Genomic DNA, 26,362 nt, shown 5'->3' on the forward strand with positions numbered 1-26,362 from the left:
CGGACTACTTGGGGCCGGCCATCGACGCGCTCACGGCGTCGTACGACTGAGCGGGCAGGCCGGTGGCCGTGACGTCGGCGCGTTCCCGCAGGGAGAGCAGGACGCGCAGTACGCCGATCCACACCAGGCAGGAGCCGAACATGTGGAGGCCCACCAGGATCGTCGGCAGGTGCGTGAAGTACTGGACGTAACCGATCACGCCCTGCCCGAGAAGGATCAGGAAGAGGTCGCGGGTGCGGTCGCGCGGCCCCTGGGGGGCGTTGACGCCCCTCAGGAAGAACCAGAGCGCGAAGGTCAGCGAGACCACGATCCAGGCCAGGACCGCGTGCAGTTCGGCGACGCCGTTCCAGCTGACGCCGATGCGCTCCACTTCGCCGGAGTCGCCCGGGTGCGGTCCGGCGCCGGTCACCACCGTGCCCACCGCGATGAGCAGCAGTGACGCGGTCACCAGGGCCCACACCAGCTGCTGCACGGCCTTGCCGACCAGCGGGCGGGGCTCGCCGTCGCCCTCGCGGGTGCGCTGCCACATCAGGGCGGCGACCGTGATGAGGGCGGTCGCCAGCAGGAAGTGCGCGGCGACGGTGTAGGGGTTGAGGCCGACGAGCACCACGACGCCGCCGAGGACCGCGTTGCTCGTCACGATCCAGAACTGCGCCCAGCCCAGCCGGGTCAGGCTGCGCCGGTACGGCTTCTGGGACCGGGCGGCGATGATCGCCCAGCCGACCGCCGCGCACAGCACGTAGGTCAGCATGCGGTTCGTGAACTCGATGGCGCTGTGGTAGCTCAGCGCGGTCGTCGGGGTCAGCGAGCCGGCGGTGCACTCGGGCCAGGTCGGGCAGCCGAGGCCGGAGCCGGTGAGCCGGACCGCACCGCCGGTGACCACGATGACCACCGACATGACGAGTGCGGCGAGGGCCGCGCGCCGGACGGTCCGGGGATCCGGGGTCCAGCGGTCGGCGATGAAGGCGAGCGGGTTGCGCAGAGCCGCTACGGCGTCGGCGGGGGTCAGCTTTGGCACGCGCACCATCGTAGGGTGCCGCTTGTGCATGCGTTCACGAGGGTCACTCCCAGCGGAAGAAACGCCCCGCCGCCCCCAGCGCCACCACCGCCCACACCGCGAGGATCGCCAGGTCGCCCCACGGCATCCCGGTCCCGTGCTGGAGCACGTCCCGCAGCCCGTCCGACAACGCGGAGATGGGCAGCAGACCGAGCACGTCCTGCCCCGTCGAGCCGAACTTGTCCAGCGGCACGATGACCCCGCCGCCCACGAGCAGCAGCAGGAACACCAGGTTGGCCGCCGCCAGGGTCGCCTCCGCCTTGAGGGTGCCCGCCATCAGCAGGCCGAGGCCGGAGAAGGCGGCCGTACCCAGGATCAGCAGGAGCAGGACGGCCAGCGGGTTGCCGTGCGGGGACCAGCCGAGGGCGAAGGCGATCACCGTCAGCAGGATCACCTGGAGGATCTCGGTGACCAGGACCGACGCCGTCTTCGCCGTCATCAGGCCCCAGCGGGGGAGCGGGGAGGAGGCGAGGCGCTTGAGGACGCCGTACCGGCGTTCGAAGCCGGTCGCGATGGCCTGGCCGGTGAAGGCCGTCGACATGACGGCGAGGGCCAGGATGCCCGGGGTCAGGAAGTCGACCGCCCTGCCGGCGCCCGTGTCGACGATGTCCACCGAGCCGAACAGGACCAGCAGCAGCGTCGGGATCACGACCGTCAGCAGCAGCTGCTCCCCGTTGCGCAGCAGCATCTTCGTCTCCAGGGCCGCCTGCGCCGCGATCATGCGAGACAGGGGGGCGGCACCCGGCTCGGGGGTGTAGGTGCCCGTCGCGGTGGTCATGAGCGCAGCTCCTTGCCGGTCAGCTCCAGGAAGACGTCCTCCAGCGTGTGGCGTTCGACCGAGATGCGGTCCGGCATCACCCCGTGCTGCGCACACCACGAGGTCACCGTCGCCAGCAGCTGTGGATTGACCTTGCCGACGACCCGGTACGAACCCGGCGTCAGCTCGGCGGCCGAGGAGTCGGCCGGGAGCGCCTTGAGCAGGGAGCCGACGTCGAGGCCGGGGCGGCCGGTGAAGCGCAGGGTGTTCTCGGCGCCGCCCTTGCACAGCTCCTCGGGGGAGCCCTGGGCGATCACCCGGCCGGCGTCGATGATGGCGACGTCGTCGGCGAGCTGCTCGGCCTCTTCCATGTGGTGGGTGGTGAGGATGACCGAGACGCCGTCGGCGCACAGGTCCCTGACCAGGTCCCAGGTGGCCCGGCGGGCCTGCGGGTCCAGCCCGGCGGTGGGCTCGTCGAGAAAGACCAGTTCCGGACGGCCCACGACGGCCATGGCGAGTGCCAGCCGCTGCTGCTGGCCGCCGGAGAGACGGCGGTAGGGCGTACGGCCGCATCCGCCGAGGCCCAGCCGCTCGATCAGCGCGTCCACGTCCAGCGGACGCGCGTGCAGCTTCGCCACGTGCCGCAGCATCTCCTCCGCGCGGGCGCCCGAGTAGACACCGCCGGACTGGAGCATCACGCCCACTCTGGGGCGCAGCCCGGCGGACTGCCGTACGGGATCGAGGCCCAGGACGCGCACCGAGCCGGAGTCCGGCCTGCGGTACCCCTCGCAGGTCTCGATCGTCGTCGTCTTGCCCGCTCCGTTGGGGCCGAGTACGGCGGTCACACCCGGCAGGGCCACCAGGTCGAGGCCGTCCACGGCGGTTTTGGTGCCGTACCGCTTCACCAGGTCCCGCACCCGGACCACGGGCTCACTTCGCATGGTGACAGAGTCTAAGTACGGCTGCCGTCACCCGGACGGCCGGGTGCTAGATCTCCTCCTCACGGGGTCGATGTACGGCCAGCCATCGCTCGGCGTAGGCCACCGCCTCACTCACGGGGAAGAGCCGGGCCTCGGCCGCGCCGATCTTGCCGCGTACGACGACGGGCCGGTCGCGTTCGAAGTCGTAGCCCAGTTCGTCGAAGCGCTCGGAGGTGATCGACACCTCGGTCACCACCTCCCAGCCGCCGCCCGGGGCGGGCCGGCCGACCCGGACGCGGGGCGACGGTATGCGGTACTCGGCCAGGTGGAAGCTGGTGCAGGTGGCGTAGCCGGTGCCGAGCATGAGCACGCGCGCGTCCAGCTTCTCGAGGCGGGCCAGCGGGCTCTGCTCGCCGAGCCGGCAGTCGGGGGCGTGGCCGTGGACGATCTCGGCCGCGCGGGGACCGACGGCCGCGAAGGAGGTCTGCGGGTGCGCGCTGCGCCGGGCGCCCGGCCAGGTCCGCACGGTCTCCGGGATCACGCCGACCCCGCGCGCGGGGGTGATCCGGGGGTCGTACGGCGGCATGGTCACCCGGATGGTCTCCCACCAATCCTCCGGTACCGGGGGATTCCGCCACACCGCCGGGTCCGAGAGGTCGCCGGTCTGGGTGGGGACAACCAGGGTGCCGTCCGGGCCGAGTGCGTCGAGAAGACCTTGGACGACCGCCACGGGTCCGCCGTTGACCCAGCCGAGGGAGCTGAGCGAGGTGTGCGCGAGGAGGGTTTCACCGGTCTTGACCCCCAGCAGCCGAAGCTGTTTCGCGAGGGTGTCCCGGGTGACAAGAGGGCCGGTCGGAGGGGGTGTGGGCATGGTTCCGGAGTGTTCCGGACGGGGCCTTGTGTCCGCCACCGGATTGCCTGAGAGATGATCGATGAAAGATCGTTCGCGCAGGTCGGATTAGGTATGCCTAAGTGACCCAGGGCACCGTCCGGCCTTCGGGACGCCGCTTGCCTGACTCTGAGGAATTACGCAACAATGGCGTTGTGAAAAACGTCGGCGAGGCTCGGGAGACCCCCACGGGGGCCCCGCAGGAGGAGCTCGCGGCCGGGTTGCGTTCGGATCGCTCGACGCGCAACCGGGTCGCGCGGTCGATCCTGGACCACGGTCCGTCGACCGTCACCGAGCTGGCCGGACGCCTGGGCCTGACCCCGGCGGCCGTACGCCGGCACCTGGACGCACTGGTCGCCGACGACGTCGTCGAGGCACGCGAGCAGCGGGTGTACGGCGCGCGGACGCGCGGGAGGCCCGCCAAGGTCTTCGCCCTCACCGACTGCGGCCGGGACGCCTTCGACCAGTCGTACGACGCACTCGCCGCGGACGCGCTGCGCTGGATCGCCGAGCAGGGGGGCGGTCAGGAGGCGGTCGCCGCCTTCGCGCGGGCCCGGATCGCCGCGCAGGCGAGCGCCTACCGCAAGGCGATCGAGTCCGTGAGCCCCGACGACCGCACGGAAGCGCTGGCCAAGGCCCTGAGCATGGACGGGTACGCTGCAACGGCGCGCAGCGCACCGGTCGGCGAACAGCTGTGCCAGCACCACTGCCCGGTCGCCCATGTCGCGGAGCAGTTCCCCCAGCTGTGCGAGGCGGAGACGGAGATCTTCGCCGAGCTGCTCGGAACGCACGTCCAGCGGCTGGCGACCATCGCGCACGGCGACGGCGTCTGCACGACGTTCATCCCCAAGACATCCACTGACGCATCTGCAAGCACGGCCGGGAGGAACCCCGCATGACTCTCCCCACGGAGACTGCCCACCCTGAGCTGGACGGCCTGGGCAACTACGAATACGGCTGGGCCGACTCCGACGAGGCCGGTGCCTCTGCCAGGCGCGGTCTGAACGAGGACGTCGTCCGCGACATCTCCGGCAAGAAGTCGGAGCCGGAGTGGATGACCAAGCTCCGCCTCAAGGGCCTGAAGCTCTTCGAGAAGAAGCCCATGCCGAACTGGGGCTCGGACCTCTCCGGCATCGACTTCGACAACATCAAGTACTTCGTGCGCTCCACGGAGAAGCAGGCGGAGTCCTGGGAGGACCTGCCCGAGGACATCAAGAGCACCTACGACAAGCTCGGCATCCCGGAGGCGGAGAAGCAGCGCCTGGTCGCCGGTGTCGCCGCGCAGTACGAGTCGGAGGTCGTCTACCACCAGATCCGCGAGGACCTGGAGGAGCAGGGCGTCATCTTCCTCGACACCGACACCGCGCTGAAGCAGCACCCGGAGCTCTTCAAGGAGTACTTCGGGACCGTCATCCCGGTCGGTGACAACAAGTTCGCCTCCCTGAACACCGCCGTGTGGTCGGGTGGCTCCTTCATCTACGTCCCGCCGGGCGTGCACGTCGAGATCCCGCTCCAGGCCTACTTCCGTATCAACACGGAGAACATGGGCCAGTTCGAGCGGACCCTGATCATCGTCGACGAGGGTGCCTATGTGCACTACGTCGAGGGCTGCACCGCCCCGATCTACAAGTCGGACTCGCTGCACTCCGCGGTCGTCGAGATCATCGTCAAGAAGAACGCCCGCTGCCGCTACACGACCATCCAGAACTGGTCGAACAACGTCTACAACCTGGTCACCAAGCGCGCCGTGGCCTACGAGGGCGCGACCATGGAGTGGATCGACGGCAACATCGGCTCCAAGGTGACGATGAAGTACCCGGCCGTCTACCTGATGGGCGAGCACGCCAAGGGCGAGACCCTGTCCATCGCCTTCGCGGGCGAGGGCCAGCACCAGGACGCCGGCTCCAAGATGGTCCACATGGCGCCGAACACGTCGTCCAACATCGTCTCCAAGTCGGTCGCGCGCGGTGGCGGTCGTACCTCCTACCGCGGCCTGGTCGAGATCGGCGAGGGCGCGGCCGGATCCAAGTCGAACGTCCTGTGCGACGCCCTGCTCGTCGACACCATCTCCCGCTCGGACACCTACCCGTACGTCGACGTCCGCGAGGACGACGTCTCCATGGGCCACGAGGCGACCGTCTCCAAGGTCTCCGACGACCAGCTCTTCTACCTGATGAGCCGCGGTCTCTCCGAGTTCGAGGCGATGGCGATGATCGTGCGCGGCTTCGTCGAGCCGATCGCGAAGGAGCTGCCGATGGAGTACGCGCTGGAGCTCAACCGGCTGATCGAGCTGCAGATGGAAGGCGCGGTCGGCTAAGACCGAGCGCCCTTCCCATCAAGCCACATACGGAACGGAAAGCGAGCACTACGACAGCCATGGCTGAGGCTCAGAACTCCCCCACTCTCGGCTCCGCTCGAGCGGGGGGACCCCCACCGGTGGGCTCCACCACCGCCGGCGCCATCGCGGTGGCCGCCGAGTCGACCGTCGCGACGCGCATGAGCGCGCCCCCGTCCTTCGACGTCGCGGACTTCCCGGTCCCGCACGGCCGTGAGGAGGAGTGGCGGTTCACCCCGCTGGAGCGTCTGCGCGGGCTGCACGACGGCACCGCTGTCGCCACCGGCGAGGGCGTGAAGGTCGTCGTCGAGGCCCCCGAGGGCGTCACCGTCACGACCGTGGACCGCGACGACCCGCGGCTCGGCAAGGCCGGCACCCCGGTGGACCGGGTCGCCGCCCAGGCGTACTCGGCGTTCGAGAAGGCCGGCGTGGTCAGCGTCCCCAAGGAGACGACGCTCACCGAGCCGATCCGGATCGCCGTGCACGGCCAGGGCGGCACCGCCTTCGCCCACCAGGTGATCGAGCTGGGCGCCTTCGCCGAGGCCGTCGTCGTCATCGACCACACCGGTGACGCCGTGCTCGCCGCCAACGTCGAATACCTGCTCGGCGACGGCGCCAAGCTGACCGTCGTCTCCGTGCAGGACTGGGACGGCAAGGCCGTGCACGTGGCCCAGCACAACGCCCTCGTCGGCCGGGACGCCTCCTTCAAGTCCGTGGTCGTCACCTTCGGCGGTGACGTCGTACGACTGAACCCGCGCGTCACCTACGCGGGCACCGGCGGGGAGGCCGAGCTGTACGGCCTGTACTTCACCGACGCGGGCCAGCACCAGGAGCACCGCCTGTTCGTCGACCACAACGCCCCGCACTGCAAGTCCAACGTCGCCTACAAGGGCGCGCTCCAGGGCGTCGACGCGCACGCGGTCTGGATCGGTGACGTCCTCATCGAGGCCAGGGCCGAGGGCACCGACACCTACGAGATGAACCGCAACCTGGTCCTCACGGACGGCGCGCGGGTCGACTCCGTTCCGAACCTGGAGATCGAGACCGGCGAGATCGTCGGCGCCGGGCACGCCTCCGCCACCGGCCGCTTCGACGACGAGCAGCTCTTCTATCTGATGGCCCGCGGCATCCCGGAGTACGAGGCCCGCCGACTGGTGGTCCGCGGCTTCTTCGCCGGGCTGGTCCAGCAGATCGGTGTCACCGACATCGAGGAGCGCCTGCTCGCCAAGATCGAGGAGGAGCTGGAGGCCTCGGTCGCATGACCACCTTCGTACGCGTTTGTGGCCTGAGCGAGCTGGAGGACGGCACCCCGAAACGGGTGGAAATCGACGGCACGCCGATCTCGGTCGTCCGCACCGAGGGAGAGGTGTTCGCAATCTACGACATCTGCTCCCACGCCAACGTCTCGCTCTCCGAGGGCGAGGTGGAGGACTGCCAGATCGAGTGCTGGCTGCACGGCTCCAGCTTCGACCTGCGCACCGGCAAGCCGTCCGGCCTCCCGGCCACCCGCCCCGTCCCCGTATACCCCGTAAAGATCGAAGGGGACGACGTGCTCGTCTCCCTCACCCAGGAGTCCTGAGGCACCCATGGCAACGCTTGAAATCCGAGACCTGCACGTCACCGTCGAGGCCGACAACGCCACGAAGGAGATCCTCAAGGGCGTCGACCTCACCGTGAAGCAGGGCGAGACGCACGCCATCATGGGCCCCAACGGCTCCGGCAAGTCGACCCTCGCCTACTCGCTCGCGGGTCACCCGAAGTACACGATCACCGAGGGCACCGTGCTGCTCGACGGCGAGGACGTCCTGCAGATGTCCGTCGACGAGCGCGCCCGCGCGGGCCTGTTCCTGGCGATGCAGTACCCGGTCGAGGTCCCGGGTGTCTCCGTGTCGAACTTCCTGCGGACGTCCGCCACCGCCATCCGCGGCGAGGCCCCCAAGCTGCGCACCTGGGTGAAGGAGGTCAAGGAGGCCATGGAGCGCCTCAACATCGACCCGTCCTTCGCCGAGCGCAACGTCAACGAGGGCTTCTCCGGCGGTGAGAAGAAGCGCCACGAGATCCTCCAGCTCGAACTGCTCAAGCCTAAGATCGCGATCCTCGACGAGACCGACTCGGGCCTCGACGTCGACGCCCTTCGTATCGTCTCCGAGGGCGTCAACCGCGTCCGTGAGACGGGCGAGGTCGGCACGCTGCTGATCACGCACTACACGCGCATCCTGCGCTACATCAAGCCCGACTACGTCCATGTCTTCTCCGCAGGCCGGATCGTGGAGTCTGGCGGCGCCGAGCTCGCCGACAAGCTGGAGGACGAGGGCTACGAGGCATACACGAAGGGCGGCGCATCCGCGTGACACAGCTGCCGGGCCTCCTCGACACCGAGGCGATCCGCAAGGACTTCCCCGTCCTGGACCGACTGGTCCATGACGACAAGAAGCTTGTCTACCTGGACAATGCGGCGACCTCGCAGAAGCCGCGCCAGGTACTGGACGCCCTGAGCGAGTACTACGAGCGCTACAACGCCAACGTCCACCGCGGTGTGCATGTGCTCGCCGAGGAGGCCACGGCGCTGTACGAGGGCGCGCGCGACAAGGTCGCCGAGTTCATCAACGCGCCCAGCCGCGACGAGGTGATCTTCACCAAGAACGCCTCCGAGTCGCTGAACCTCGTGGCGAACATGCTGGGCTGGGCCGACGAGCCCTACCGCGTCGACCACGAGACCGAGATCGTCATCACGGAGATGGAGCACCACTCCAACATCGTGCCCTGGCAACTGCTGGCGCAGCGCACGGGCGCCAAGCTGAAGTGGTTCGGCCTCACCGACGACGGCCGCCTCGACCTGTCCAACGTCAACGAGGTCATCACCGAGAAGACGAAGATCGTCTCCTTCGTGCTGGTGTCGAACATCCTGGGCACGGTCAACCCGGTCGAGGCGATAATCCGGCGTGCCCAGGAGGTCGGCGCCCTGGTCTGCATCGACGCCTCCCAGGCCGCCCCCCACATGCCGCTGGACGTGCAGGCCCTCCAGGCCGACTTCGTGGCCTTCACCGGCCACAAGATGTGCGGTCCGACCGGCATCGGCGTCCTGTGGGGCCGCCAGGAGCTCCTTGAGGACCTGCCCCCGTTCCTCGGCGGCGGCGAGATGATCGAGACGGTGTCGATGCACTCGTCGACCTACGCTCCCGCCCCCCACAAGTTCGAGGCGGGCACGCCCCCGATCGCCCAGGCGGTCGGCCTCGGCGCGGCGATCGACTACCTGAACGCCATCGGCATGGACAAGATCCTCGCCCATGAGCACGCGCTGACCGGCTACGCGGTCCAGCGTCTGCAGCAGGTGCCGGACCTGAGGATCATCGGGCCGACCACGGCCGAGGACCGGGGCGCGGCGATCTCCTTCACCCTCGGGGACATCCACCCGCACGACGTGGGCCAGGTCCTCGACGAGCAGGGCATCGCGGTCCGGGTCGGCCACCACTGCGCCCGCCCCGTCTGCCTGCGGTACGGAATTCCTGCGACCACGCGAGCGTCGTTCTATCTGTACTCCACTCCGGCCGAGATCGACGCTCTGGTCGCGGGCCTGGAGCACGTACGGAACTTCTTCGGCTGAAGGGCGTGAGCTGAGACCGTGAAGCTGGACTCGATGTACCAGGAAGTCATCCTGGACCACTACAAGCACCCGCACGGGCGTGGTCTGAGGGATGGCGACGCCGAGGTGCACCATGTGAACCCAACGTGCGGCGACGAGATCACCCTCCGAGTGAAGTACGACGGCACGACCATCGAGGACGTCTCGTACGAGGGCCAGGGCTGCTCGATCAGCCAGGCGAGCGCCTCCGTACTGAACGACCTCCTGGTCGGCAAGGAGCTGGCCGACGCGCAGAAGATCCAGGAGACCTTCCTGGAGCTGATGCAGTCCAGGGGCAAGCTCGAACCCGACGACGCGATGGAGGACATCCTGGAGGACGCGGTCGCGTTCGCCGGTGTCTCCAAGTACCCGGCCCGAGTCAAGTGCGCCCTCCTGAGCTGGATGGCGTGGAAGGACGCGACGGCTCAGGCGCTGTCCGGCGCGGCCGACGCCGAAAGGAAGACGGCATGACCGACACCGTTGAGATGCAGCCCGCCTCGGAGGAGGAACTCCGCGAGGCCCTGATGGACGTCGTCGACCCCGAGCTCGGCATCGATGTCGTCAACCTCGGGCTGATCTACGGCATCCACATCGACGACGCCAACATCGCGACCGTCGACATGACCCTGACCTCGGCGGCCTGCCCGCTGACGGACGTCATCGAGGACCAGGCCAAGTCCGCCACGGACGGCCTCGTCAACGAACTGCGCATCAACTGGGTCTGGATGCCCCCGTGGGGCCCCGACAAGATCACCGACGACGGCCGCGAGCAGCTGCGGGCGCTCGGGTTCAACGTCTGACACCGCATACCCGAAAGCGGCGGCACCGGGCAGGTGCCGCCGCTTTCGCGTGCTCAGGCCAGGGGATCCACCAGGCGGTACGCCGAGTCCGCGCGGTAGAGGTCGCTGTTCTGGTAGGAGTCCAGCTTCAGCTGGAAGTTCTTGTGGCGCAGGAAGCGGCCGGGGTAGTTCACCGACTCCAGCAGGACCGCGCCGGAGTGGGCCGAGGTCCGGGCGCAGAAGGTGGCGTCCTGGTGGAAGAGGGACGAGCCGTCGCTGCGGTCGGCGCGCAGCAGGAAGTTCCGGTGGCGCAGGTACTTCCCGGCGGACGTCCTGAACGAGTAGCAGGAGCTGTTCGCGAGGCCCTTGACCACGGTGAACGTGGAGTCCTCGCGGCACTCCGGGCCGCGGACCGGGTCGAGCGTCACACAACCGTCGCTCACATGCCAGTAGCGGTCCGGGTAGTTGACCGAGCGGACCGACCGGTGGGCGGCGGACTGCTGTGCGGTGCCGCCCGAACCGCCCGGACTTCCCTTGGGCGGCGAGGACTTGGAGGGCTTCGCGCTGGACGGCGAGGTCTTCGGGGTGGTGCCGGGTGCCGCGGCCGACGCCGTGACGGAAGCGGAGGCGGTCGGCGACGTGGTCAGCATGCCCGACCTGTCCTTCGCGGGGGCGGCCGATCTCGGGAGCCTTCTGAACTGGGCCTGGGCGCCGAGGTGATGGCCGGGCGGACCCATGTCATCTACGCGCGTCGTTCCCTGCCTGTTGATGTTCCGTGCAGGCGCCGTTATGTACGAGCGTACACAGCGTTGCGTACACTCGTACACATGGGATACCTGACGCTCGCCGGCGCCATAGCCGCCGAGGTCGCCGCCACGACGGCGATGAAGTACAGCGAGGGATTCAGCAGGCTCTGGCCCTCGCTGCTGACGGCACTGGGATATGTGCTGTCGTTCCTGCTCCTGGCCGAGACGCTGAAGACCGTGTCGATCGGCACGGCGTACGCGATCTGGTCCGGAGTCGGCACCGCGGCCATCGCCGTGCTCGGCCTGATGCTGTTCGGGGAGGGGCTCAGCCTGGTCAAGCTCGCCGGGATCGTGCTGATCATCGGGGGAGTGGTGGTCCTGAACCTGGGAGGCGCGCACTGATGCCACGCCGTTACGACCCCGAGCGCCGGCAGCGGATCATCGAGGCGGCGATCCGCGTGGTGGGGGAGAAGGGCCTCGCCGGGCTGTCCCATCGCTCCGTCGCCGCCGAGGCGGACGTACCGCTCGGCTCGACGACGTACCACTTCAAGACCCTCGACGAACTGATGGTCGCCGCGCTGCGGCAGGCCAACGAGGGCTTCGCCAAGGTGATCGCCTCGCGCGGGGGACTGGAGGATCCACGGGCCGACCTGGCCACCGAACTCGCGGGCTGGATGGGCGAGTGGCTCGCGGGCGACCGCACGGGAGTGGAACTCGAATACGAGCTCTACCTCGCCGCCCTGCGCCGCCCCGCCCTGCGCCCGGTCGCCGCCGAGTGGGCCGACGACGTGGCCGACCGCCTCGCCCACCGCACCGACCCGGTCACGGCCCGGGCGCTGGTCGCGTTGATGGACGGGATCTGCCTGCAGGTCCTGCTGACGGGGGCGGCGTACGACGAGGCGTATGCGCGGGAGGTACTGGCGAGGGTGATCGGGACCGGCACGTGAGACGCGGTTCGCCTGCATCGACCCGCTCACGTTAGGTTTCTCATCATGACCGACACGAACGTTCGCACCACCGGCGCCGTGGCCGCCGGTCTTGCCACCATCGCCGCCGACGGCACCGTTCTCGACACCTGGTTCCCCGCCCCCGGGCTGGTCGCCGAGCCCGGCCCGGCCGGCACCGAGACGCTGTCCGCCGAGCAGGCCGTGGAACTCCTCGGCGAGGGTGCGGCCCAAGCGATCGGCCCGGACGTCCGCCGCAATGTCGAGGTCGTCGCGGTCCGCACGGTCATCGCCTCCCTTGACGACAAACCGCTCGACACCCACGACGCCTATCTGCGTCTGCACCTGCTCTCGCACCGCCTGGTGAAGCCGCACGGCCAGAGCCTTGACGGCATCTTCGGCCTCCTCGCCAACGTCGCCTGGACCTCCCTCGGCCCGGTCGCCGTCGACGAGATCGAGAAGGTCCGCCTGCACGCCCGCGCCGAGGGCCTGCACCTCCAGGTGACCTCGGTCGACAAGTTCCCGCGGATGACGGACTACGTCGTCCCGAAGGGCGTGCGCATCGCCGACGCCGACCGGGTCCGCCTCGGCGCGCACCTCGCCGAGGGCACGACCGTCATGCACGAGGGCTTCGTCAACTTCAACGCCGGCACGCTCGGCACCTCGATGGTCGAGGGCCGTATCTCGGCCGGCGTCGTCGTCGGCGACGGCTCGGACATCGGCGGCGGCGCCTCCACCATGGGTACCCTGTCCGGCGGCGGCAACGTCATCATCGCCATCGGCGAGCGCTGCCTGATCGGCGCCGAGGCGGGCGTCGGCATCGCGCTCGGCGACGAGTGCGTGGTCGAGGCCGGCCTGTACGTCACCGCGGGCACCCGGGTCACCATGCCCGACGGCCAGATCGTCAAGGCCCGCGAGCTGAACGGCGCCTCCAACATCCTCTTCCGCCGCAACTCGGTCACCGGAGCCGTCGAGGCCCGCCCGAACAACGCGGTGTGGGGCGGGCTGAACGAGATCCTGCACAGCCACAACTGACCATCGGCGGCCGTGACCTGCGGCCGCCTAATCGATCAACGCTCTGACCTGCTGCCGAGCTGTTAGCGGTTGTCGACGTTGGTCATCGTTGAGCGCCCTTCCACGGCCCGAGGACGGCCCGGGGGAGGGCGTTCACTGGCTTCCTCCGGGCGAGGTATCGGCCCATGCTTCCCCGGTCACCGTCATCACCCACGGGAGCAGCAGCGAGCGTGTCGGCGCCGGCAGGGCTGTGGGCTATCGATTGATGGGGATCTCGTAGACGATCTCGCAGTGGGCGGCGGGCACGATGATGTCCGCGGTCTCGACGGGCCGTCCCTGGTCGCTGTAGTAGGTCCGCCGGATGCGGGTGACGAGAGCGGCCTTCTGCACGCCGAGGAGTGATGCTTCCTCGGCGGTCGCCTGCCGGGGCTCGGGTTGCTCACGGCGTGGCTGACGGTGATCCCGATGGCGGCCATGCGGCTGACGACGCCTGTTCCGGCGTGCGGGCCTCCTTCGGGGAGGACGACGAGGGTGCCGGCGGTGAGGTCGTGGGGCTCCCAGCTCGTGGAGAGCTGCACGGGCCTGCCGTCGGCCAGGAACTCGTACGAGGTCCGAACGCACAGGTCGCCCTCGGCGATGCCCAGCCGCGCGGCGATGCCGACGGGTGCGGGGACCTTGACGTCGGTCCGGCTCTCCCAGTCAGGGTCGTGACTGATTTTCCCTTCTGGGCAAGCTGGTGAGGTGTGCGATGCCGAACTGCAAGAGGACAGCAACCGCGGTCATGGCGACGACGGCGCACACCATGAGGGACGGGTTGACCCATGGTGGAACCAGATCGAAGTGCGCATTGCACTTGTTGTGCAGCGGGAAGAACTTCTGCAACTCCGCGGCGTGTGCATCCCTGTACGCCCTGTCGTAGTGCTCGTGATGGACGAACAGGCATGTTTCGCGGACGTCGAGCCCTGTTCTGAACACTCCCCAGATCCATGCCGCGAGGCCCGCGAAGAGCGCGATGGAGCACACACGTGTCCACCACAGTGGGCGCCGCCATGATCGGTCTCGAAGGCCGGTCACGATGCGGAAGAGGTTCCACAGGCTCCACAGCAGCCAGCCGATGAGGACCACTGCGGTGACAAGGGCTCCTACTTGCTTCATTCCGATGTTCTATCCGTCGTCACCGGGCGGCGCGTGCGCGGGCTGCCTTGAAGTACTTCTCATGGTTTGCCTGGTACAGGTACAGCTTGGTGGTCTCCGTTCCCATGCGGGCCAGCAGCGCGTCGACAAAGCCCTGCTAAAAGTTGCTGAGCTTGTCACCGCCGCCAGGGAGGTTCTGGTAGTCCCCCGGAGCCACCACTCCGGCAAGGGTGATGAGTTGGAGCTGAGCGACGGACAGCGTTGCGTCCACCGCGGTCAGGGCGTTGTGCGCGGAGGTCTTGCAGTCGGTGGCGTTGCCCCACCGGTTGGTGAAGTGGTCGTTGAAACGCTTGAGGCCGCCGCCACCGTTGTAGTGGTGGTCCTTCACGGCATCGACGATGGCCTGCCGCCGCTTGCGGCTCGGGCCAGGAGGTACCCGTCGGCGTCCTCGATGAGGTCGTTGAACCCGAACGACGGGTTGACTCCGGGTACGGCGAGCTTGGCGTGGGCGAACTGCAGAGGGTCGGCGTACTCCTGCTCGGAGTTGCGCCAGTCGGCCCAGAACGTCATCAAGTCGCCTGCCCAGCCGCCGACATCGCCCCGTTTGCGGGCTTTTTGTTGTCCGGCTGCGCCGTCAGGAGGTGCGCGTTGACCGTGGCCATCATGTGTTCGGCGCCGAGCTTGTTCGGCAAGAGCGCCCTTCAGCCCCGTCGGCGGGAGGGTGCTCAGCCGTCCTGTGGCAGGGAGGCCCTGAACTCCGCCAGCGCGGTGAAATCGCCCTCCCGGAGGCCGATCCGGGGATTGACGTGGTGGAGCAGGGCCGGGCCGGGATGGTGGGCCCGGACGTACAGTGTGTCCTCCGGGCCCTGCTCGTCGTCCACCCAGGCGAACGGCCGCCCCTCGGCGTACGCGACGATCGCCTCCGTCTTCCAGTGCACCCCGTCCGGCCGCTCCGCCAGCAGGCCCCGGCCGAAGTCGACGTACGGCAGCTCGGGCAGGCCCACCACGGGGGCGATCCAGCGGTTGGCCTCGGCCATCCACGTGGTCGCCCAGCACAGCTCGTAGCCGAGGGCGAGCAGTGCGGGGCCGTGGCCCGGATTCAGCCAGACCCGCAGCGGGCGTCCCGGGCGGACGGTCGCCCGGATCGTCGTATAGCCCTCGGGCCGCCGCTCGGGCTGTGCCGCGTAGGGGTTGAGGGGGCCGTCGACGTCCAGGAACAACAGGGGGCGGCTCACGGGGACAACGTACGGCAGGGGCGCGCGGGCCGTCGGTGAATGTCTCTCGCGCCGCTGAGGCATAGGGGAGCCGCTCCGCACGCTTCGCCGGACGCCGGTCACCCGCCGGCCGACACCAGCTCCTCGCACACCGCCCGCAGCCCGTCGGCCGCCTCCCGGGTGGCGGGCCGCAGCGGCGCCCGCACCGGTCCCGCCGGCCGGCCGAGCGCGGTCAGCAGCGCCTTCGACGTGACCGTGCCCGGCAGGCCCGCGGCCGTCATCGCCTCGATCAACGGCGTGGCCCGCAACTGCAGTTCGGTGGCACGGGCGGTGTCGCCGGCGTCGAACGCGTCGAGGATCGCGGCGACCTGGCCCGGCACGACGTTCGCGACCGTGCTGACACAGCCCGCCGCCCCCACCGCGTACAGGGCGAGGACGTGTTCGTCGCAGCCCGCGTAGTACGCCAGCCCCGTGCGCGCCAGCACCTTCTGGGTGCCGAGGAAGTCATACGAACAGTCCTTCACCGCGACGATCCGGGGGTGCGCGGCGAGCCGGATCAGCGTCTCCGGTTCGATGCGGGTGCCGGTGCGGCCCGGGATGTCGTACAGCATCACCGGCAGCGCGCTCGCGTCCGCCACTTCCAGGAAGTGCGCCTCCAGCGCGTCCTGCGGCGGCCTGCTGTAGTACGGCGACACCACCAGGACGCCGTCCGCGCCCGCCTTCTCGGCCGCACGCGTGAGCCCCACGGTGTGCAGGGTGTCCGCGGTGCCCACGCCCGCCACGAGCGGCACCCGCTCGCCCACGGCCTCCCGGACGGCCTTGATCAGCTCGGCCTTCTCCGAGTCCGTGGTGGTCGGCGACTCGCCGGTCGTGCCGTTCAGCACCAGACCGTCACAGCCCTGAGCCACCAAGTGCGCGGCCAGCCGCATGGCACCGTCGAGGTCGAGGCCCCCCGCCTCGGTGAACGGCGTGATCATCGCGCAGAGGGTGCGGCCGAAGGGGCGGGGCGAGCGGGATGTGTCGTGTGGGTTCGTCATGGGGGTAGTCTCGGCAGCGTGACTGCTTAGCTCCACTTAATTCTTCTACGGATCACGTCTTAGGAACGCTAAGTTATTGCTTTTCTCGGGGCCCGCCGAGGCTCCTGCGTCTACGGCCGGCGGTCCCGCACACCCGCGCGGCTGTGCGACTGCGACTGCGACTTGGGGGCGGCAGCGTACGCGCGCGTACTTCCGTCTCGCTCGCCGGCTTCGCCCGGCTGGCGGCGGGACAGGGCCTGGGGGCCGTCGCAGGGGCGCGGGCCGCGGGCCGCTGCCGGGCCGTTGCCGGCCGTGCGCTTCGGGTTGCCCGAACTCGCGGCGGAGGCTGCCCTGTTGCAGCCCGCCTCGACTGGTTCCAGACCCAGTCGGCCCGGCTCCCGAGCCCGGAACCGAGGTGGGGGAACGTGGTTGACGGTCTGATGGTCACCGTCCTGGGTACCCGAATGTTCCGCAACACCCAGTGCGGACGCCGACGACACCAGGAGGGGTACACCGATGACGGACAGGACCGCACACGGAGCGGGGGCTCGACTGAGCGACACCGCGGGCGCGTTGGCCGCGAAGGCCGATCTCAAGGGCCGCGCCCAGGCTCGCGCCGCCGACCTCAAGGACAAGGCCGGCGCGCTGACCGTGCATCTGCGCGACGGTGCCACCAAGGCCGGTCACGAGGCCCAGGACCGGGCGGCCAAGAGCGGCCACACCGCCCAGGAGCAGGTGACGAAGGCACGGCACGTCCTCCAGGAGGGGGCGGTCAGGACAGGGCACGTCGTCCAGGAGCAGGCGGGGCGGGCCGGTCACCTGGCGTACGACAAGGCCGCCGAGGCGGGGCATGCCGTGGAGAAGGGGGCTCCCCGGCCGGTCGGGCTGATCGTCCGGGCCGCCCTGCGCCACCCCGGGCCGGCGCTGGTCGCCGCCTCCGCCGTGGTCGCCGTCGCGACCGCGGGGATCCTGCGGCGCCGCCGCGACCAGCACCGCTGAGGTTCGGGCCGCGCCACTTTGCTCCATCGCCTCCACCGTCTCACCGAAAACTCCAGCTGTCTGGACAATTTTAGTTTTCGGTGGGACGGTGGAGTCATGCTGGACGTGACCGTGATCGAGGACCCCGAGGCGGCAGCCGTATCCCTGGACCCCATAAGGGCCAGGCTGCTCGCCGAGCTGGCCGCCGCCCCCGCGTCGGCCGCGATGCTGGCCTGCAAGGTCGGGCTGCCCAGACAGAAGGTGAACTACCACCTCAGGGCGCTGGAGCGGCACGGCCTGGTCGAGCTGGCGGGAGAGCGACGCAAGGGCAGTGTCACCGAGCGGCTGATGCGCGCGACCGCCGCGTCGTACGTCATCTCACCGGCCGCCCTGCCCGCCGTACAGCCGGACCCGGACCGGTTCCGCGACCAGCTCTCCGCGCACTGGCTGCTCGCGCTCGGCGCCCGCCTGGTGCGTGACGTCGGCACGCTGATCAACGGTGCCGCCAAGGCCCGCAAGCGGCTGGCGACCTACGCGCTGGACGGCGAGGTGCGCTTCGCCTCCGCCGCCGACCGCGCGGCCTTCGTGCAGGAGCTGACGGCGGGCGTGAGCGCGCTCATCCGCAAGTACGACGCGCCCGGCACGGACGGCCGCGACCACCGGATCGTCGTCGCCCTCCACCCCACGGTCAAGGCCGGGACCCACCCGACGGCGGACACCCACCCCACGGCCGAGACGCACCCCACAGCCGAGACGCACCCCACGGCCGAGACGCACCCCGCGGCCGAGGACCCGCCCGGGGTCACCGACCGGCCCCCGGTCACGGACCGTTCCACCCCCGAACTGGATCATTAGGCAGCAGGAGCCACGACATGTCCAAGGAATTCGAGATCGCCCGCGAGTTCGAGGTCGACGCCCGCCCCGAGGAGGTGTGGGAGGCGATCACGAACGGCACCGGTGGCTATCTGTGGCCGATGCAGCCCCCCGAGCCCCGGGTGGGCGGCGCTGCGGCCTTCGGTTCGACCGTCACCGTCTACGAGCCACCGCACCACCTGGTCATCCGCAGCGAGGACGTCGGTTTCCCCGTCCAGAGCGTCAACCAGCTGGAGCACGTCATCGAGGCGCGGGAGGACGGCCGCCGTGCCTGGGTGCGCTATGTGCACAGCGGGATCTTCACCGACGACTGGGACAACCAGTACGACGGCGCGAGCAGGCACACCGACTTCTATCTGCGCACCCTGCGCGAGTACCTGGTCCACTTCGCGCCCCGCCCCGTCACGTTCGCGCAGCTCAACGGTCCCGGGGCGGCCCAGGCGCCGGATGCCTTCAACGCCGTGGGCCGCGCCCTCGGCCTGCCGGACGACCTCGCCGAGGGCGCGAAGGCGAGCGTCCGGGGGCCCGGCGGGCGGACCCTGGACGCGGTGGTCGACTACCGCGACCCGTACTTCATCGGGCTGCGCACCGACGACGCCCTCGTCCGGTTCTTCGGGCGCAACCACTGGGGCGCCCCGGTCGGCATCAGCATCCACGACTTCGCATCGGACGCCGACGCCGGGGCGAACGAACGCGCCTGGCAGGACTGGCTGAACGGGGTGTTCGGCCAGTCCTGAGCCGCCCGCGCCGACGGCCTACGGGCCTGCGCGCGGCTTAGGGACTTACGGGCGGAAGCGCAGCACCTGCGGGTCGTGGTCGCTGATCTGGTCGTGGAACTCCGAGTTGATGTGCACGCTGTCGTACTCGAAGTCGCCATCGCCCCGGATCTCCCGGCTGATCAGGATCTGGTCCAGGACCTGCTGGTTGCCCTGGTAGTCGTAGGTGTAGCGCTCCTTCGTCGGCAGCGACTGGATCGCCGGCCAGAGCGCGCCACCGCTCTGCAGGATCTTGGTGGTGTCGGAGAAGTCGAAGTCGTTCATGTCGCCGAGCGCGATGACGTCGGCGTTCTTCTGAACGTCGAGGATGCTCTTGACGAACGCGTTGACCAGCGTCGCCTGCGCGTGGCGCTGGATCTCCGAGCCGCGCGTCGGCGGCTGGTACTGCGCGGTCAGACCCTGGTCGCCGCCCTTGGAGTTCAGGTGGTTGGCGATCACGAAGACCGTCCTGCCGCGGAAGACGAACTCGCCGGCCAGCGGCTTGCGGCTGTTGGTCCAGGCGGACTCCGACGGGGCGATCCGGCCGGGGGAGGCCGTCAGCCGCGCCTTGCCGTTCACCTCGGCGACGCCCACCGCGGTGGTGGAGTCGCCGCCCGCGCGGTCGACGAAGGACACCCGCTCCGGGTTGAAGAGGAAGACCTGGCGGATGTTGCCGCCGGGCTCGCCGCCGTCCTGGTCGTTGACCGGGTCGACGGAGCGCCAGTCGTACTTCGGGCCGCCGGCCGCGACGATCGCGTCGATCAGCTTGTTCATCGTCACGTCGGCGGAGACCGTGCCGTTGTCCGTCGCGCCGTTGTCGTCCTGGATCTCCTCCAGGGACACGATGTCGGGCGACTGCAGGTTGTTCACGATCGCGGAGGCGTGCTCCTCGAAGGTGGCGTCCGACGGGTCGAGGTTCTGGACGTTGTACGTGGCGACGGCCAACTCGCCACGCGACTGCTTCTTCGTCGTCTCGCGCTCCAGGCCGCCGCTCTTCAGGGTGCCCATTGCGCTCGCGACGAGGGTGTAGCCGCCGTACTGGTTGAAGTCCATCGGGCCGGTCGTGGCGCCGGTCAGCGTGTCGCCGACGTTCGCCACCGGGAAGTCGGCGGTCGCGCCCAGCGACTGGATCTGCAGACGGCCGGTGTTCTGGTCGTCGTAGGAGGCGTACAGCGAGCCGCCACGGCGGGTGCGGTTCTCGTGCGGCTTCACCGTGACCCACAGCTCGGAGTACGGGTCGGTGGCGGTGACCACACGGGCGTTCGCGACCTGGACGTCCATGCCCTCCAGGGACTCGTAGTAGTCCAGGGCGTACGTCGACGGCTGCAGGGTCAGGCCGTTGATCGAGCCGCTCGCGGCCGTGTCGCCCGCCGCGGTGTACTTGCGCGGCACCGACTTCGCGTCGATCACGACCGGCGCCGGGACGGCGTTGCCGGTGGAGACCGTCGTGACCGTCGGCTTGGTGATCTCGGTCAGCGACTGGTTGCCGGAGGCGGCGCCGCCCGGAACGTACTCGGAGACCGTGCCGGTGACGGTGACGGAGTCGCCGACGGAGACCTTCGGGGTGGAGCCGGTGAAGACGAAGACGCCCTCGCTGGTGGCCGGGTCGTCGTCCGGGGTCGGATCCTGGATCCAGAAACCCTTGGAGGAGCCGTAGGTGCGTGTGGCCGTGACGACGCCGGGGACGTCCGTCACCTTCTGGCCGGCGTACGGCGATATACGCGTGGCGCCCTGGACGTCATGGATGCGCGGCCCCTCGGCCTGGGCGGGCGAGGTGAGGGCGACGGTGGACGCCGCGCTGCAGACGGCGGCGACGGTGAGCGCGGCGAGACGCGCGGAAGACCTGCTCGGCAAGGAAATCCCTCCGGGGACATACAACGGTGCCGGGACGAGGGGGAGTCATGGAATGTACATGACACGCGTAGACAGAGAATGAACACATGTCCTCCCTGCTTTCTACGCGCGTCAATCTCGTGCCTGCCCAGGGGAGTTGTCAAGGTTTCGGCCATGTATGGAAACCGGCGAGGAGATGAACCGGGCGGCATGGGTGGAAATCCGTCTAGGCTGAGCGGTTGAGCCGTACGGCATCCAGATGGTCGTACGGCCGTCGTACGGCGTCCATGTCGTCGTACGACCATTGAGGCGTCCGAGGAGAACCACCCGATGTCAGACAGCTCCCCCCTGCCGCCGGTGCGGTTGTGCCCCGAAGCGGAGCTGGCACGCGCCGCGCTGGCCACGCCGCTGCTCTCCCGGGCCGTCCGGCTCGCCCGCTGGGCCGGACCCGACACCCGCGTCGACGCAGGTGGCGAACTGGCCGAGGAACAGCTCCCGGCCGCCGCCGAGCTGCTCGGGCTCACCGGGGACGACTCCGTCGCGTACGCCGCCGAGGCCTGGCGGGTCGCCCTGGACGCCGGGCTCGTCGAGATCGTCGACGAGGAGACCGGGACCGTGGCTGCGGGGGAGGAGCTGGCGCTGCTCACCGGGGGCTCGCCGCGCGACGTCCTCGCGGTGTGGCTGGCCGCGCTGGAGACCGTGATCGGCGACGCGAGCGTGCCCGACCTGGACGGAATTGTCGACGCGCTCGGCGAGGGCGGTGAGGTCGATTTCTCGTCACTCGGCTGGGACCCCGAGGCCGAGGCGGAATTCCTCGACGGCGTCCTCGGCAACCTGTACCTGCTCACGGTGAGCGAAGGGGGCCCCGGCGAGGCGCCGGTGCCGCTGCCCGCGCTCGCCGCGTCGATGATCGTGCCCAGCGGCATGGGGGAACCGACCAACGACGTTCTCGAACAGGTGTCCGACGCGATGATGCGGCTCGACGACCAGTTCCGGATGCTGGAGCCGGTCGGGCTCGTCGAGTACCAGCCGGTCGACGAGGCGTTCATGGCCGACGTGGAGGAGGAGCCGGCGGCGGGGCCGGTCGACGAGACCGACGTCTCCCGGTACGGCATGGTGCGGCTCACCCCGCTCGGCGCGTACGGGCTGCGGGCGCGGCTGCTGGACGCCGGGTTCCAGGCGCCGGCGGTCGGGGAGCTCGCCGACAAGGGCGCGGACGTCTTGCTCGACGGTACGGCCGCGTTTCCGCAGGGGGCCGCGCAGGCCGAGACCGAGCAGTGGCTGGCCCGCCGTGAATCCCTCGCCGCCGCACGGGAGTTGCTGGCCGCCGCGCGCGGCGCGGACGCGGGGGCGCCGCTGCGCCGGCTGCGCTGCCAGCAGGCGCTGTCCCTGGTCGGCACCGAGGCCGAGCCGGCCCTCCGCGAGGTTCTCGACGACCCCGAACTGGGCGGGCTGGCCAGGGTCTGGCTGGCCGAGCGGGGCGCCGCCGACGTACCGGCGCCCTCGCAGGACATGATCTTCTGGCTGACCATCGACACGCTCGCCGCGCAACTCGCCGCCGAAGGGAACTCGGAGGAACTGCAGGCCCTGGTCGAGGGGTTGGCCCAGCAGCACGCCGGGTTCTTCGCCGAGGCATGGCGGGTGGACCACCCGGACACGGCCGACGTACTGGAGGCGATGGGGCGCCTGCACCCGGACAAGAAGGTGGCGAAGGAGGCCCGGAAGGCAGCGTTCAAAGCGCGGTCGCAGCACGGGGGGTAGGCGGCCGGAGGGGCGGGTTCCTGGGTGAGGTTTTTGGCCACCATGGGGCGGCGCATACGGATTCATGGAACAGATGAAGCCGAAGTCGCCCGAAGTTCAGGCGGCGTTCAGGCGTGGTCGGAAGCGTGTGCGCCGACTTGAGGTCCGCCACCCTCCACGGCACTCCGACCGTCACAGGAGAACACCATGTCGCTCACCCGCAGGGACTTCGCCAGGAAATCCGCGATCACCGGTGCCGGTGTCGCGCTGGCAGGCAGCGTCGGCGCCCTCGCCACCGCGCCGAACGCCCTCGCCTCCACCGAGACCGAGGTGTCCGACCCGGCCGAGGCGGGGCACGGGCACGCCGGTGTCGGCTACGGGCCGCTGCTCCCCGACCCCGACGGCATCCTCGCGCTCCCCGCCGGCTTCGAGTACACGATCATCACGTACAGCGGCAAGACCAAGCTGGAGTCGGGCGAGTTCACCCCCTCCAACCACGACGGCACCTCCACCTTCGACGGCCCCCGCGGCGCCACCCTCCTCGTCAACAACCACGAGCTGAGGGGTCCGCGCGCCGACTGGGACTACCCGGTGCCGCTCACCGAGGGCCTCGTCTACGACCCGGCCGCCGCCGGCGGCTGCACGGTCGTCGAGGTACGGCACGACAAGGTCGCCGAGTGGGTCGGCATCGCCGGCACCTCCACCAACTGCGCCGGCGGCAACACCCCCTGGGGGACCTGGCTCACCTGCGAGGAGACCGAGGACAAGGCCGGCGCCAACGGCATGACCAAGGACCACGGATATGTCTTCGAGGTCGACCCCGAGGACCGCCGGGCCAACAGGGACCCCAAGCCCATCAAGGCCCTGGGCCGGTACGCCCACGAAGCCGTCGTCGTCGACCCCAAGCGCGGCCACCTGTACCTGACCGAGGACGCGTCCAACCCGAACGGCCTGCTCTACCGCTGGAGCCCGCCGGAGCACTTCCACCACGGCCGTGGCAAGCTGCGCACCCTCGCCGATGACGCGGGCACGCTCCAGGCCTTCAGGTGCTTCGATTCCGGCGGCCAGTTCGTCGACGACCTCTCCCGCGCCACCAAGATCGGCACGGTGTACGGCGTCGACTGGTTGGACGTCCCGGACCGTGACGCGAAGACCACCTCGGTCCGCAAGCAGTTCACCACCGGCCAGGTCACCCGCGCCCGCAAGCTGGAGGGCATGTGGTGGGGCGACGGCGGCGCCTACATCGTCTCCTCCTACGCCCGCGCGGAGAGCCCGGTCCAGCACGACGGCGCCGTCTGGTTCTACGACCCCAAGCGCCGCACCCTCACCCTGAAGGTCCTCATCGGCGTCAACCCGGACCCGTCCCAGGAAGGCGACTTCGACGGCCCGGACAACATCACCGTCTCCCCGTACGGCGGCCTGGTCATCGCCGAGGACGGCGAAGGCCTTCAGCACCTGTTCGGCGCCACCGACACGGGCCGCACCTACCCGATCGCCCGCAACGAACTGAACATCGGCACCGCGGAGGCGCCGGAGTACAGCGAGTTCACCGGCGTCACCTTCTCACCCGACGGCCGGACCCTGTACGCCAACGTCCAGACGCCGGGCATCATGCTCGCCATCACCGGGCCCTGGAAGCGGCAGAAGCGCGGCTGATTAATTCGCTCGCTCGTCCCGCGGCACGCCTCCTAAGGTGATGAACGTCCAGGTGCGAAGGCAGGACCTACTTCCACTGATAATGGGGCGGCCGCGGGTTCGAGTCCCGCCACCGGTACAACGCGCCGGTGTAGCTCAGGGGTTAGAGCACCTACGTCGGTTCCGCCGACCTCGAACTCTGGACACCAAAAACTTCATGCACCTCCCGGTGCGTGTGTCACTGAACTCGGGAGGCGCAGCTCATGGTGGGTGTCCGGTGCGCAGGCAGCGGTTACTTCATTGGGATCAGAAGGCTGCGGGTTCGACTCCCGTCATCGGCCTCGGGCCGGTGTAGCTTAATGGATAGAGCATCTGACTAAAGTCCGCCGTCGATTCCTGATCTCGGACACCCTCCTCTTGTTGCGTCTCCTCCCAAACTCCAATGAATTCGGGGGGGGAATTCACCATGGCGCGATTCAACACCAAGGCGGCCCGGGCGCAGCCCACTTCGCGGGTCACCTCGACCGGACGCGTGCTGCGCACCTATCAGGGCGGCCGTGGCCAGGAGCGGGACACGCGTTCCGAGCTTTTTCTGCTCGCCATCTCCCACTTCGTCTCGCAGCGGACCTTTTATGAGACCGGTGCCGACCGCGACAACCGGTACGCGAAGCTCGTACGCGCGCTCGCCGTCACCGATCCGGCCTGGACCGCCGGCCTGCTCGGCTGGCTGCGCGGCGAGGGCAACATGCGGACCGCCTCCCTCGTGGGCGCCGCCGAGTACGTCCACGCACGCCTGACCGCGGGCGCCACCGAGGGCCCCTCGAACCGGCAGGTCGTCGCCTCCGTGCTCCAGCGGCCCGACGAGCCCGGCGAACTGCTCGCCTACTGGACGGCCACCTATGGCCGCGCCGTCCCCAAGCCCGTCAAGCGGGGGGTCGCCGACGCCGTACGGCGGCTCTACCACGGCAAGTCGCTGCTCAAGTACGACACCGCGGCCAAGGGGTACCGCTTCGGCGACATCCTCAACCTGGTGCACGCGGCGCCGGACCCGGACAAGCCGTGGCAGGGCGAACTGTTCCAGTACGCGCTGGACCGGCGGCACCACCCCGACACCGCTGTACCGCCCGCGTCGAGCCCGGTGCTCGCCGCGCACCGTGAGCTGATGGCGCTGCCCGTCGCGCGGCGGCGTGCGGTCGTCACCGAGCCCGGTGGCGCCGAGCGGCTCGCGGCGGCGGGGCTGACCTGGGAGGCGCTGGCCGGATGGCTCCAAGGCCCGATGGACAAGGCGGCCTGGGAGGCCGTGATTCCGTCCATGGGCGCCATGGCGTTGACCCGTAACCTGCGGAACTTCGACGAGGCCGGTGTCTGCGACGAGGTCGCCGCCCACGTCGCGGCCCGGATCAGCGACCCGGCGGAGGTGGCGCGCTCGCGGCAGTTCCCGTTCCGGTACCTCGCCGCGTACCGGCACGCCCCGTCGCTGCGCTGGTCCTACCCGCTGGAGCGGGCGCTCGGTCACTCGCTGGCCGACGTGCCCACGCTGCCGGGGCGGACGCTGGTGCTGGTCGACCGTTCCGGCTCGATGTGGGGGCCGCTGTCCGACCGCTCGCAGCTCAACCGGGCCGACGCGGCGGCGATCTTCGGTGCGGCGCTCGCGCTGCGGGCGGCGGACGCGGACCTCGTCGAGTTCGGTACGACGAGCAAGCGGCTGACGTTCGGCAAGGGCGAGTCGGTGCTGAAGATCCTCGGCCGCTTCGGCTCACTGGGCGGCACCGACACCACCTCGGCGATCCGCTCGCACTACCGGGGGCAGGACCGGGTGCTGATCGTCACCGACGAGCAGTACACATACAGCCGGCACGGCGACCCGACCCAGCAGGTCCCGGCCCACATCCCGGTCTACACCTGGAACCTGGCCGGCTACCGCGTGGGCCACGGCCCGTCCGGAAAGGCCAACCGGCACACCTTCGGCGGCCTCTCGGACGCGGCTTTCCGGATGGTGCCGCTGCTGGAGGCCGCCCGGGACGCCGACTGGCCGTGGGCGGTGGCCTGACCGCCGGACCGGCCACCGGCCGATGAAACGTGGCCCGCACCTTCACGGGGGGTGCGGGCCACACCGTTGCC

At 69.9% G+C, this 26,362-nt stretch carries 28 protein-coding genes and 1 pseudogene; 17 read left to right on the top strand and 12 right to left on the bottom strand.

Translation table 11 applies throughout. From position 1 onward, the window contains the following. Window positions 1–4: 4 nt before the first annotated feature. Genes ABZ396_RS10015 through ABZ396_RS10030 form a run of 4 tightly spaced genes read right to left on the bottom strand, consistent with a single transcriptional unit; the run spans window position 5 to window position 3,605 of the window. The gene (locus ABZ396_RS10015) at window positions 5–1,027 is read right to left on the bottom strand and encodes a COX15/CtaA family protein (protein WP_358914491.1); all 1,023 of its coding nucleotides are present in this window, start codon (window positions 1,025–1,027) and stop codon (window positions 5–7) included. Between the two features lie 34 nt (window positions 1,028–1,061). Beyond that, window positions 1,062–1,835, bottom strand: a complete 774-nt coding sequence (locus ABZ396_RS10020; protein WP_358914493.1) for an ABC transporter permease — start codon at window positions 1,833–1,835, stop codon at window positions 1,062–1,064. Further along, window positions 1,832–2,755, bottom strand: a complete 924-nt coding sequence (locus ABZ396_RS10025) for an ABC transporter ATP-binding protein (RefSeq protein ID WP_358914495.1) — start codon at window positions 2,753–2,755, stop codon at window positions 1,832–1,834. The genes ABZ396_RS10020 and ABZ396_RS10025 overlap by 4 nt, the downstream gene beginning before the upstream one ends. Window positions 2,756–2,801: 46 nt before the next feature. Continuing rightward, entirely contained in the window at window positions 2,802–3,605 is an 804-nt protein-coding gene (locus ABZ396_RS10030) for an AAC(3) family N-acetyltransferase (protein WP_358914497.1), read from the bottom strand. A 173-nt stretch (window positions 3,606–3,778) separates the two neighbouring features. Between ABZ396_RS10030 and ABZ396_RS10035 the strand changes: the two genes are divergently transcribed. From ABZ396_RS10035 to ABZ396_RS10070, 8 genes are read left to right on the top strand one after another with little or no spacing between them, the layout of a single operon-like run. Next, window positions 3,779–4,522 carry a metalloregulator ArsR/SmtB family transcription factor gene (locus ABZ396_RS10035; RefSeq protein WP_358914499.1) on the top strand — a complete coding sequence of 248 codons (744 nt, stop codon included), beginning with the start codon at window positions 3,779–3,781 and terminating at the stop codon, window positions 4,520–4,522. Next, window positions 4,519–5,940: a Fe-S cluster assembly protein SufB gene (sufB, locus tag ABZ396_RS10040; RefSeq protein ID WP_358914501.1), complete on the top strand. Its 1,422-nt coding sequence runs from the start codon at window positions 4,519–4,521 to the stop codon at window positions 5,938–5,940. Before ABZ396_RS10035 ends, sufB begins: the two co-directional genes overlap by 4 nt. A 59-nt stretch (window positions 5,941–5,999) precedes the next feature. After that, entirely contained in the window at window positions 6,000–7,220 is a 1,221-nt protein-coding gene (sufD, locus tag ABZ396_RS10045; protein WP_358914503.1) for a Fe-S cluster assembly protein SufD, read from the top strand. Then, complete coding sequence (locus ABZ396_RS10050) at window positions 7,217–7,537, top strand: bifunctional 3-phenylpropionate/cinnamic acid dioxygenase ferredoxin subunit (protein ID WP_358914504.1); 321 nt, start codon at window positions 7,217–7,219, stop codon at window positions 7,535–7,537. The genes sufD and ABZ396_RS10050 overlap by 4 nt, the downstream gene beginning before the upstream one ends. A 7-nt stretch (window positions 7,538–7,544) precedes the next feature. After that, window positions 7,545–8,309 (top strand): Fe-S cluster assembly ATPase SufC, encoded by a 765-nt coding sequence (gene sufC, locus ABZ396_RS10055; RefSeq protein ID WP_358914506.1) that lies wholly within the window; start codon window positions 7,545–7,547, stop codon window positions 8,307–8,309. After that, window positions 8,306–9,562 carry a cysteine desulfurase gene (locus tag ABZ396_RS10060; RefSeq protein ID WP_358914507.1) on the top strand — a complete coding sequence of 419 codons (1,257 nt, stop codon included), beginning with the start codon at window positions 8,306–8,308 and terminating at the stop codon, window positions 9,560–9,562. Before sufC ends, ABZ396_RS10060 begins: the two co-directional genes overlap by 4 nt. A gap of 18 nt (window positions 9,563–9,580) precedes the next feature. After that, entirely contained in the window at window positions 9,581–10,051 is a 471-nt protein-coding gene (gene sufU, locus ABZ396_RS10065; protein ID WP_358914509.1) for a Fe-S cluster assembly sulfur transfer protein SufU, read from the top strand. Next, a complete protein-coding gene (locus ABZ396_RS10070) occupies window positions 10,048–10,380 on the top strand; it encodes a metal-sulfur cluster assembly factor (protein ID WP_358914511.1) in 333 nt (110 codons plus the stop codon). Before sufU ends, ABZ396_RS10070 begins: the two co-directional genes overlap by 4 nt. A 53-nt stretch (window positions 10,381–10,433) precedes the next feature. Here ABZ396_RS10070 and ABZ396_RS10075 read toward each other — a convergent pair whose 3' ends face one another. Next, a complete protein-coding gene (locus tag ABZ396_RS10075; protein WP_358914512.1) occupies window positions 10,434–11,009 on the bottom strand; it encodes an AbfB domain-containing protein in 576 nt (191 codons plus the stop codon). A 177-nt stretch (window positions 11,010–11,186) separates the two neighbouring features. Here ABZ396_RS10075 and ABZ396_RS10080 point away from each other — a divergent pair, with 177 nt between their 5' ends. The 3 genes from ABZ396_RS10080 to dapD are packed head-to-tail and all read left to right on the top strand — an operon-like array spanning window position 11,187 to window position 13,084. After that, on the top strand, window positions 11,187–11,507 hold the full coding sequence (locus ABZ396_RS10080; protein ID WP_358914514.1) for a multidrug efflux SMR transporter: 321 nt from the start codon (window positions 11,187–11,189) through the stop codon (window positions 11,505–11,507). Then, window positions 11,507–12,052, top strand: a complete 546-nt coding sequence (locus ABZ396_RS10085) for a TetR family transcriptional regulator (protein WP_358914516.1) — start codon at window positions 11,507–11,509, stop codon at window positions 12,050–12,052. The genes ABZ396_RS10080 and ABZ396_RS10085 overlap by 1 nt, the downstream gene beginning before the upstream one ends. A 45-nt stretch (window positions 12,053–12,097) precedes the next feature. Beyond that, on the top strand, window positions 12,098–13,084 hold the full coding sequence (gene dapD / locus ABZ396_RS10090) for a 2,3,4,5-tetrahydropyridine-2,6-dicarboxylate N-succinyltransferase (protein ID WP_358914518.1): 987 nt from the start codon (window positions 12,098–12,100) through the stop codon (window positions 13,082–13,084). A 234-nt stretch (window positions 13,085–13,318) separates the two neighbouring features. On the opposite strand, the pseudogene ABZ396_RS10095 reads toward dapD, so the two are convergent. From ABZ396_RS10095 to dapA, 6 genes and pseudogenes are all read right to left on the bottom strand, one after another. Next, window positions 13,319–13,764 (bottom strand): annotated as a pseudogene (locus ABZ396_RS10095) (UTRA domain-containing protein); the annotation flags it as partial. Then, window positions 13,763–14,218, bottom strand: coding sequence for a hypothetical protein (locus tag ABZ396_RS10100; RefSeq protein ID WP_358914520.1), 456 nt, complete (start codon window positions 14,216–14,218; stop codon window positions 13,763–13,765). The pseudogene ABZ396_RS10095 and the gene ABZ396_RS10100, both read right to left, overlap by 2 nt. A 136-nt stretch (window positions 14,219–14,354) precedes the next feature. Further along, window positions 14,355–14,585: a hypothetical protein gene (locus ABZ396_RS10105; RefSeq protein ID WP_358914522.1), complete on the bottom strand. Its 231-nt coding sequence runs from the start codon at window positions 14,583–14,585 to the stop codon at window positions 14,355–14,357. Next, window positions 14,582–14,767: a hypothetical protein gene (locus tag ABZ396_RS10110; protein WP_358914523.1), complete on the bottom strand. Its 186-nt coding sequence runs from the start codon at window positions 14,765–14,767 to the stop codon at window positions 14,582–14,584. The genes ABZ396_RS10105 and ABZ396_RS10110 overlap by 4 nt, the downstream gene beginning before the upstream one ends. 155 nt (window positions 14,768–14,922) lie before the next feature. Further along, the gene (locus ABZ396_RS10115; protein WP_358914525.1) at window positions 14,923–15,432 is read right to left on the bottom strand and encodes a hypothetical protein; all 510 of its coding nucleotides are present in this window, start codon (window positions 15,430–15,432) and stop codon (window positions 14,923–14,925) included. 98 nt (window positions 15,433–15,530) lie between these two features. Then, a complete protein-coding gene (gene dapA, locus ABZ396_RS10120) occupies window positions 15,531–16,448 on the bottom strand; it encodes a 4-hydroxy-tetrahydrodipicolinate synthase (protein WP_358914527.1) in 918 nt (305 codons plus the stop codon). 495 nt (window positions 16,449–16,943) lie between these two features. Between dapA and ABZ396_RS10125 the strand changes: the two genes are divergently transcribed. From ABZ396_RS10125 to ABZ396_RS10135, 3 genes are all read left to right on the top strand, one after another. Then, complete coding sequence (locus ABZ396_RS10125) at window positions 16,944–17,426, top strand: hypothetical protein (RefSeq protein ID WP_358914529.1); 483 nt, start codon at window positions 16,944–16,946, stop codon at window positions 17,424–17,426. A 96-nt stretch (window positions 17,427–17,522) separates the two neighbouring features. Beyond that, a complete protein-coding gene (locus tag ABZ396_RS10130) occupies window positions 17,523–18,260 on the top strand; it encodes a helix-turn-helix domain-containing protein (RefSeq protein WP_358914531.1) in 738 nt (245 codons plus the stop codon). Between the two features lie 17 nt (window positions 18,261–18,277). Next, window positions 18,278–19,015, top strand: coding sequence for an SRPBCC domain-containing protein (locus ABZ396_RS10135; RefSeq protein WP_358914533.1), 738 nt, complete (start codon window positions 18,278–18,280; stop codon window positions 19,013–19,015). Window positions 19,016–19,060: 45 nt separating this feature from the next. Here ABZ396_RS10135 and ABZ396_RS10140 read toward each other — a convergent pair whose 3' ends face one another. Continuing rightward, a complete protein-coding gene (locus ABZ396_RS10140; protein ID WP_358914534.1) occupies window positions 19,061–20,887 on the bottom strand; it encodes an endonuclease/exonuclease/phosphatase family protein in 1,827 nt (608 codons plus the stop codon). Window positions 20,888–21,196: 309 nt separating this feature from the next. Here ABZ396_RS10140 and ABZ396_RS10145 point away from each other — a divergent pair, with 309 nt between their 5' ends. From ABZ396_RS10145 to ABZ396_RS10155, 3 genes are all read left to right on the top strand, one after another. After that, on the top strand, window positions 21,197–22,627 hold the full coding sequence (locus tag ABZ396_RS10145; RefSeq protein ID WP_358914536.1) for a hypothetical protein: 1,431 nt from the start codon (window positions 21,197–21,199) through the stop codon (window positions 22,625–22,627). Between the two features lie 186 nt (window positions 22,628–22,813). Further along, on the top strand, window positions 22,814–24,262 hold the full coding sequence (locus ABZ396_RS10150) for an alkaline phosphatase PhoX (RefSeq protein ID WP_358914538.1): 1,449 nt from the start codon (window positions 22,814–22,816) through the stop codon (window positions 24,260–24,262). A gap of 445 nt (window positions 24,263–24,707) precedes the next feature. After that, window positions 24,708–26,291, top strand: a complete 1,584-nt coding sequence (locus ABZ396_RS10155; protein WP_358914540.1) for a TROVE domain-containing protein — start codon at window positions 24,708–24,710, stop codon at window positions 26,289–26,291. The last annotated feature ends 71 nt before the right edge of the window (window positions 26,292–26,362 follow it).

The organism is Streptomyces sp. NPDC005866 (genome assembly GCF_040629895.1).
Lineage (GTDB): Bacteria > Actinomycetota > Actinomycetes > Streptomycetales > Streptomycetaceae > Streptomyces.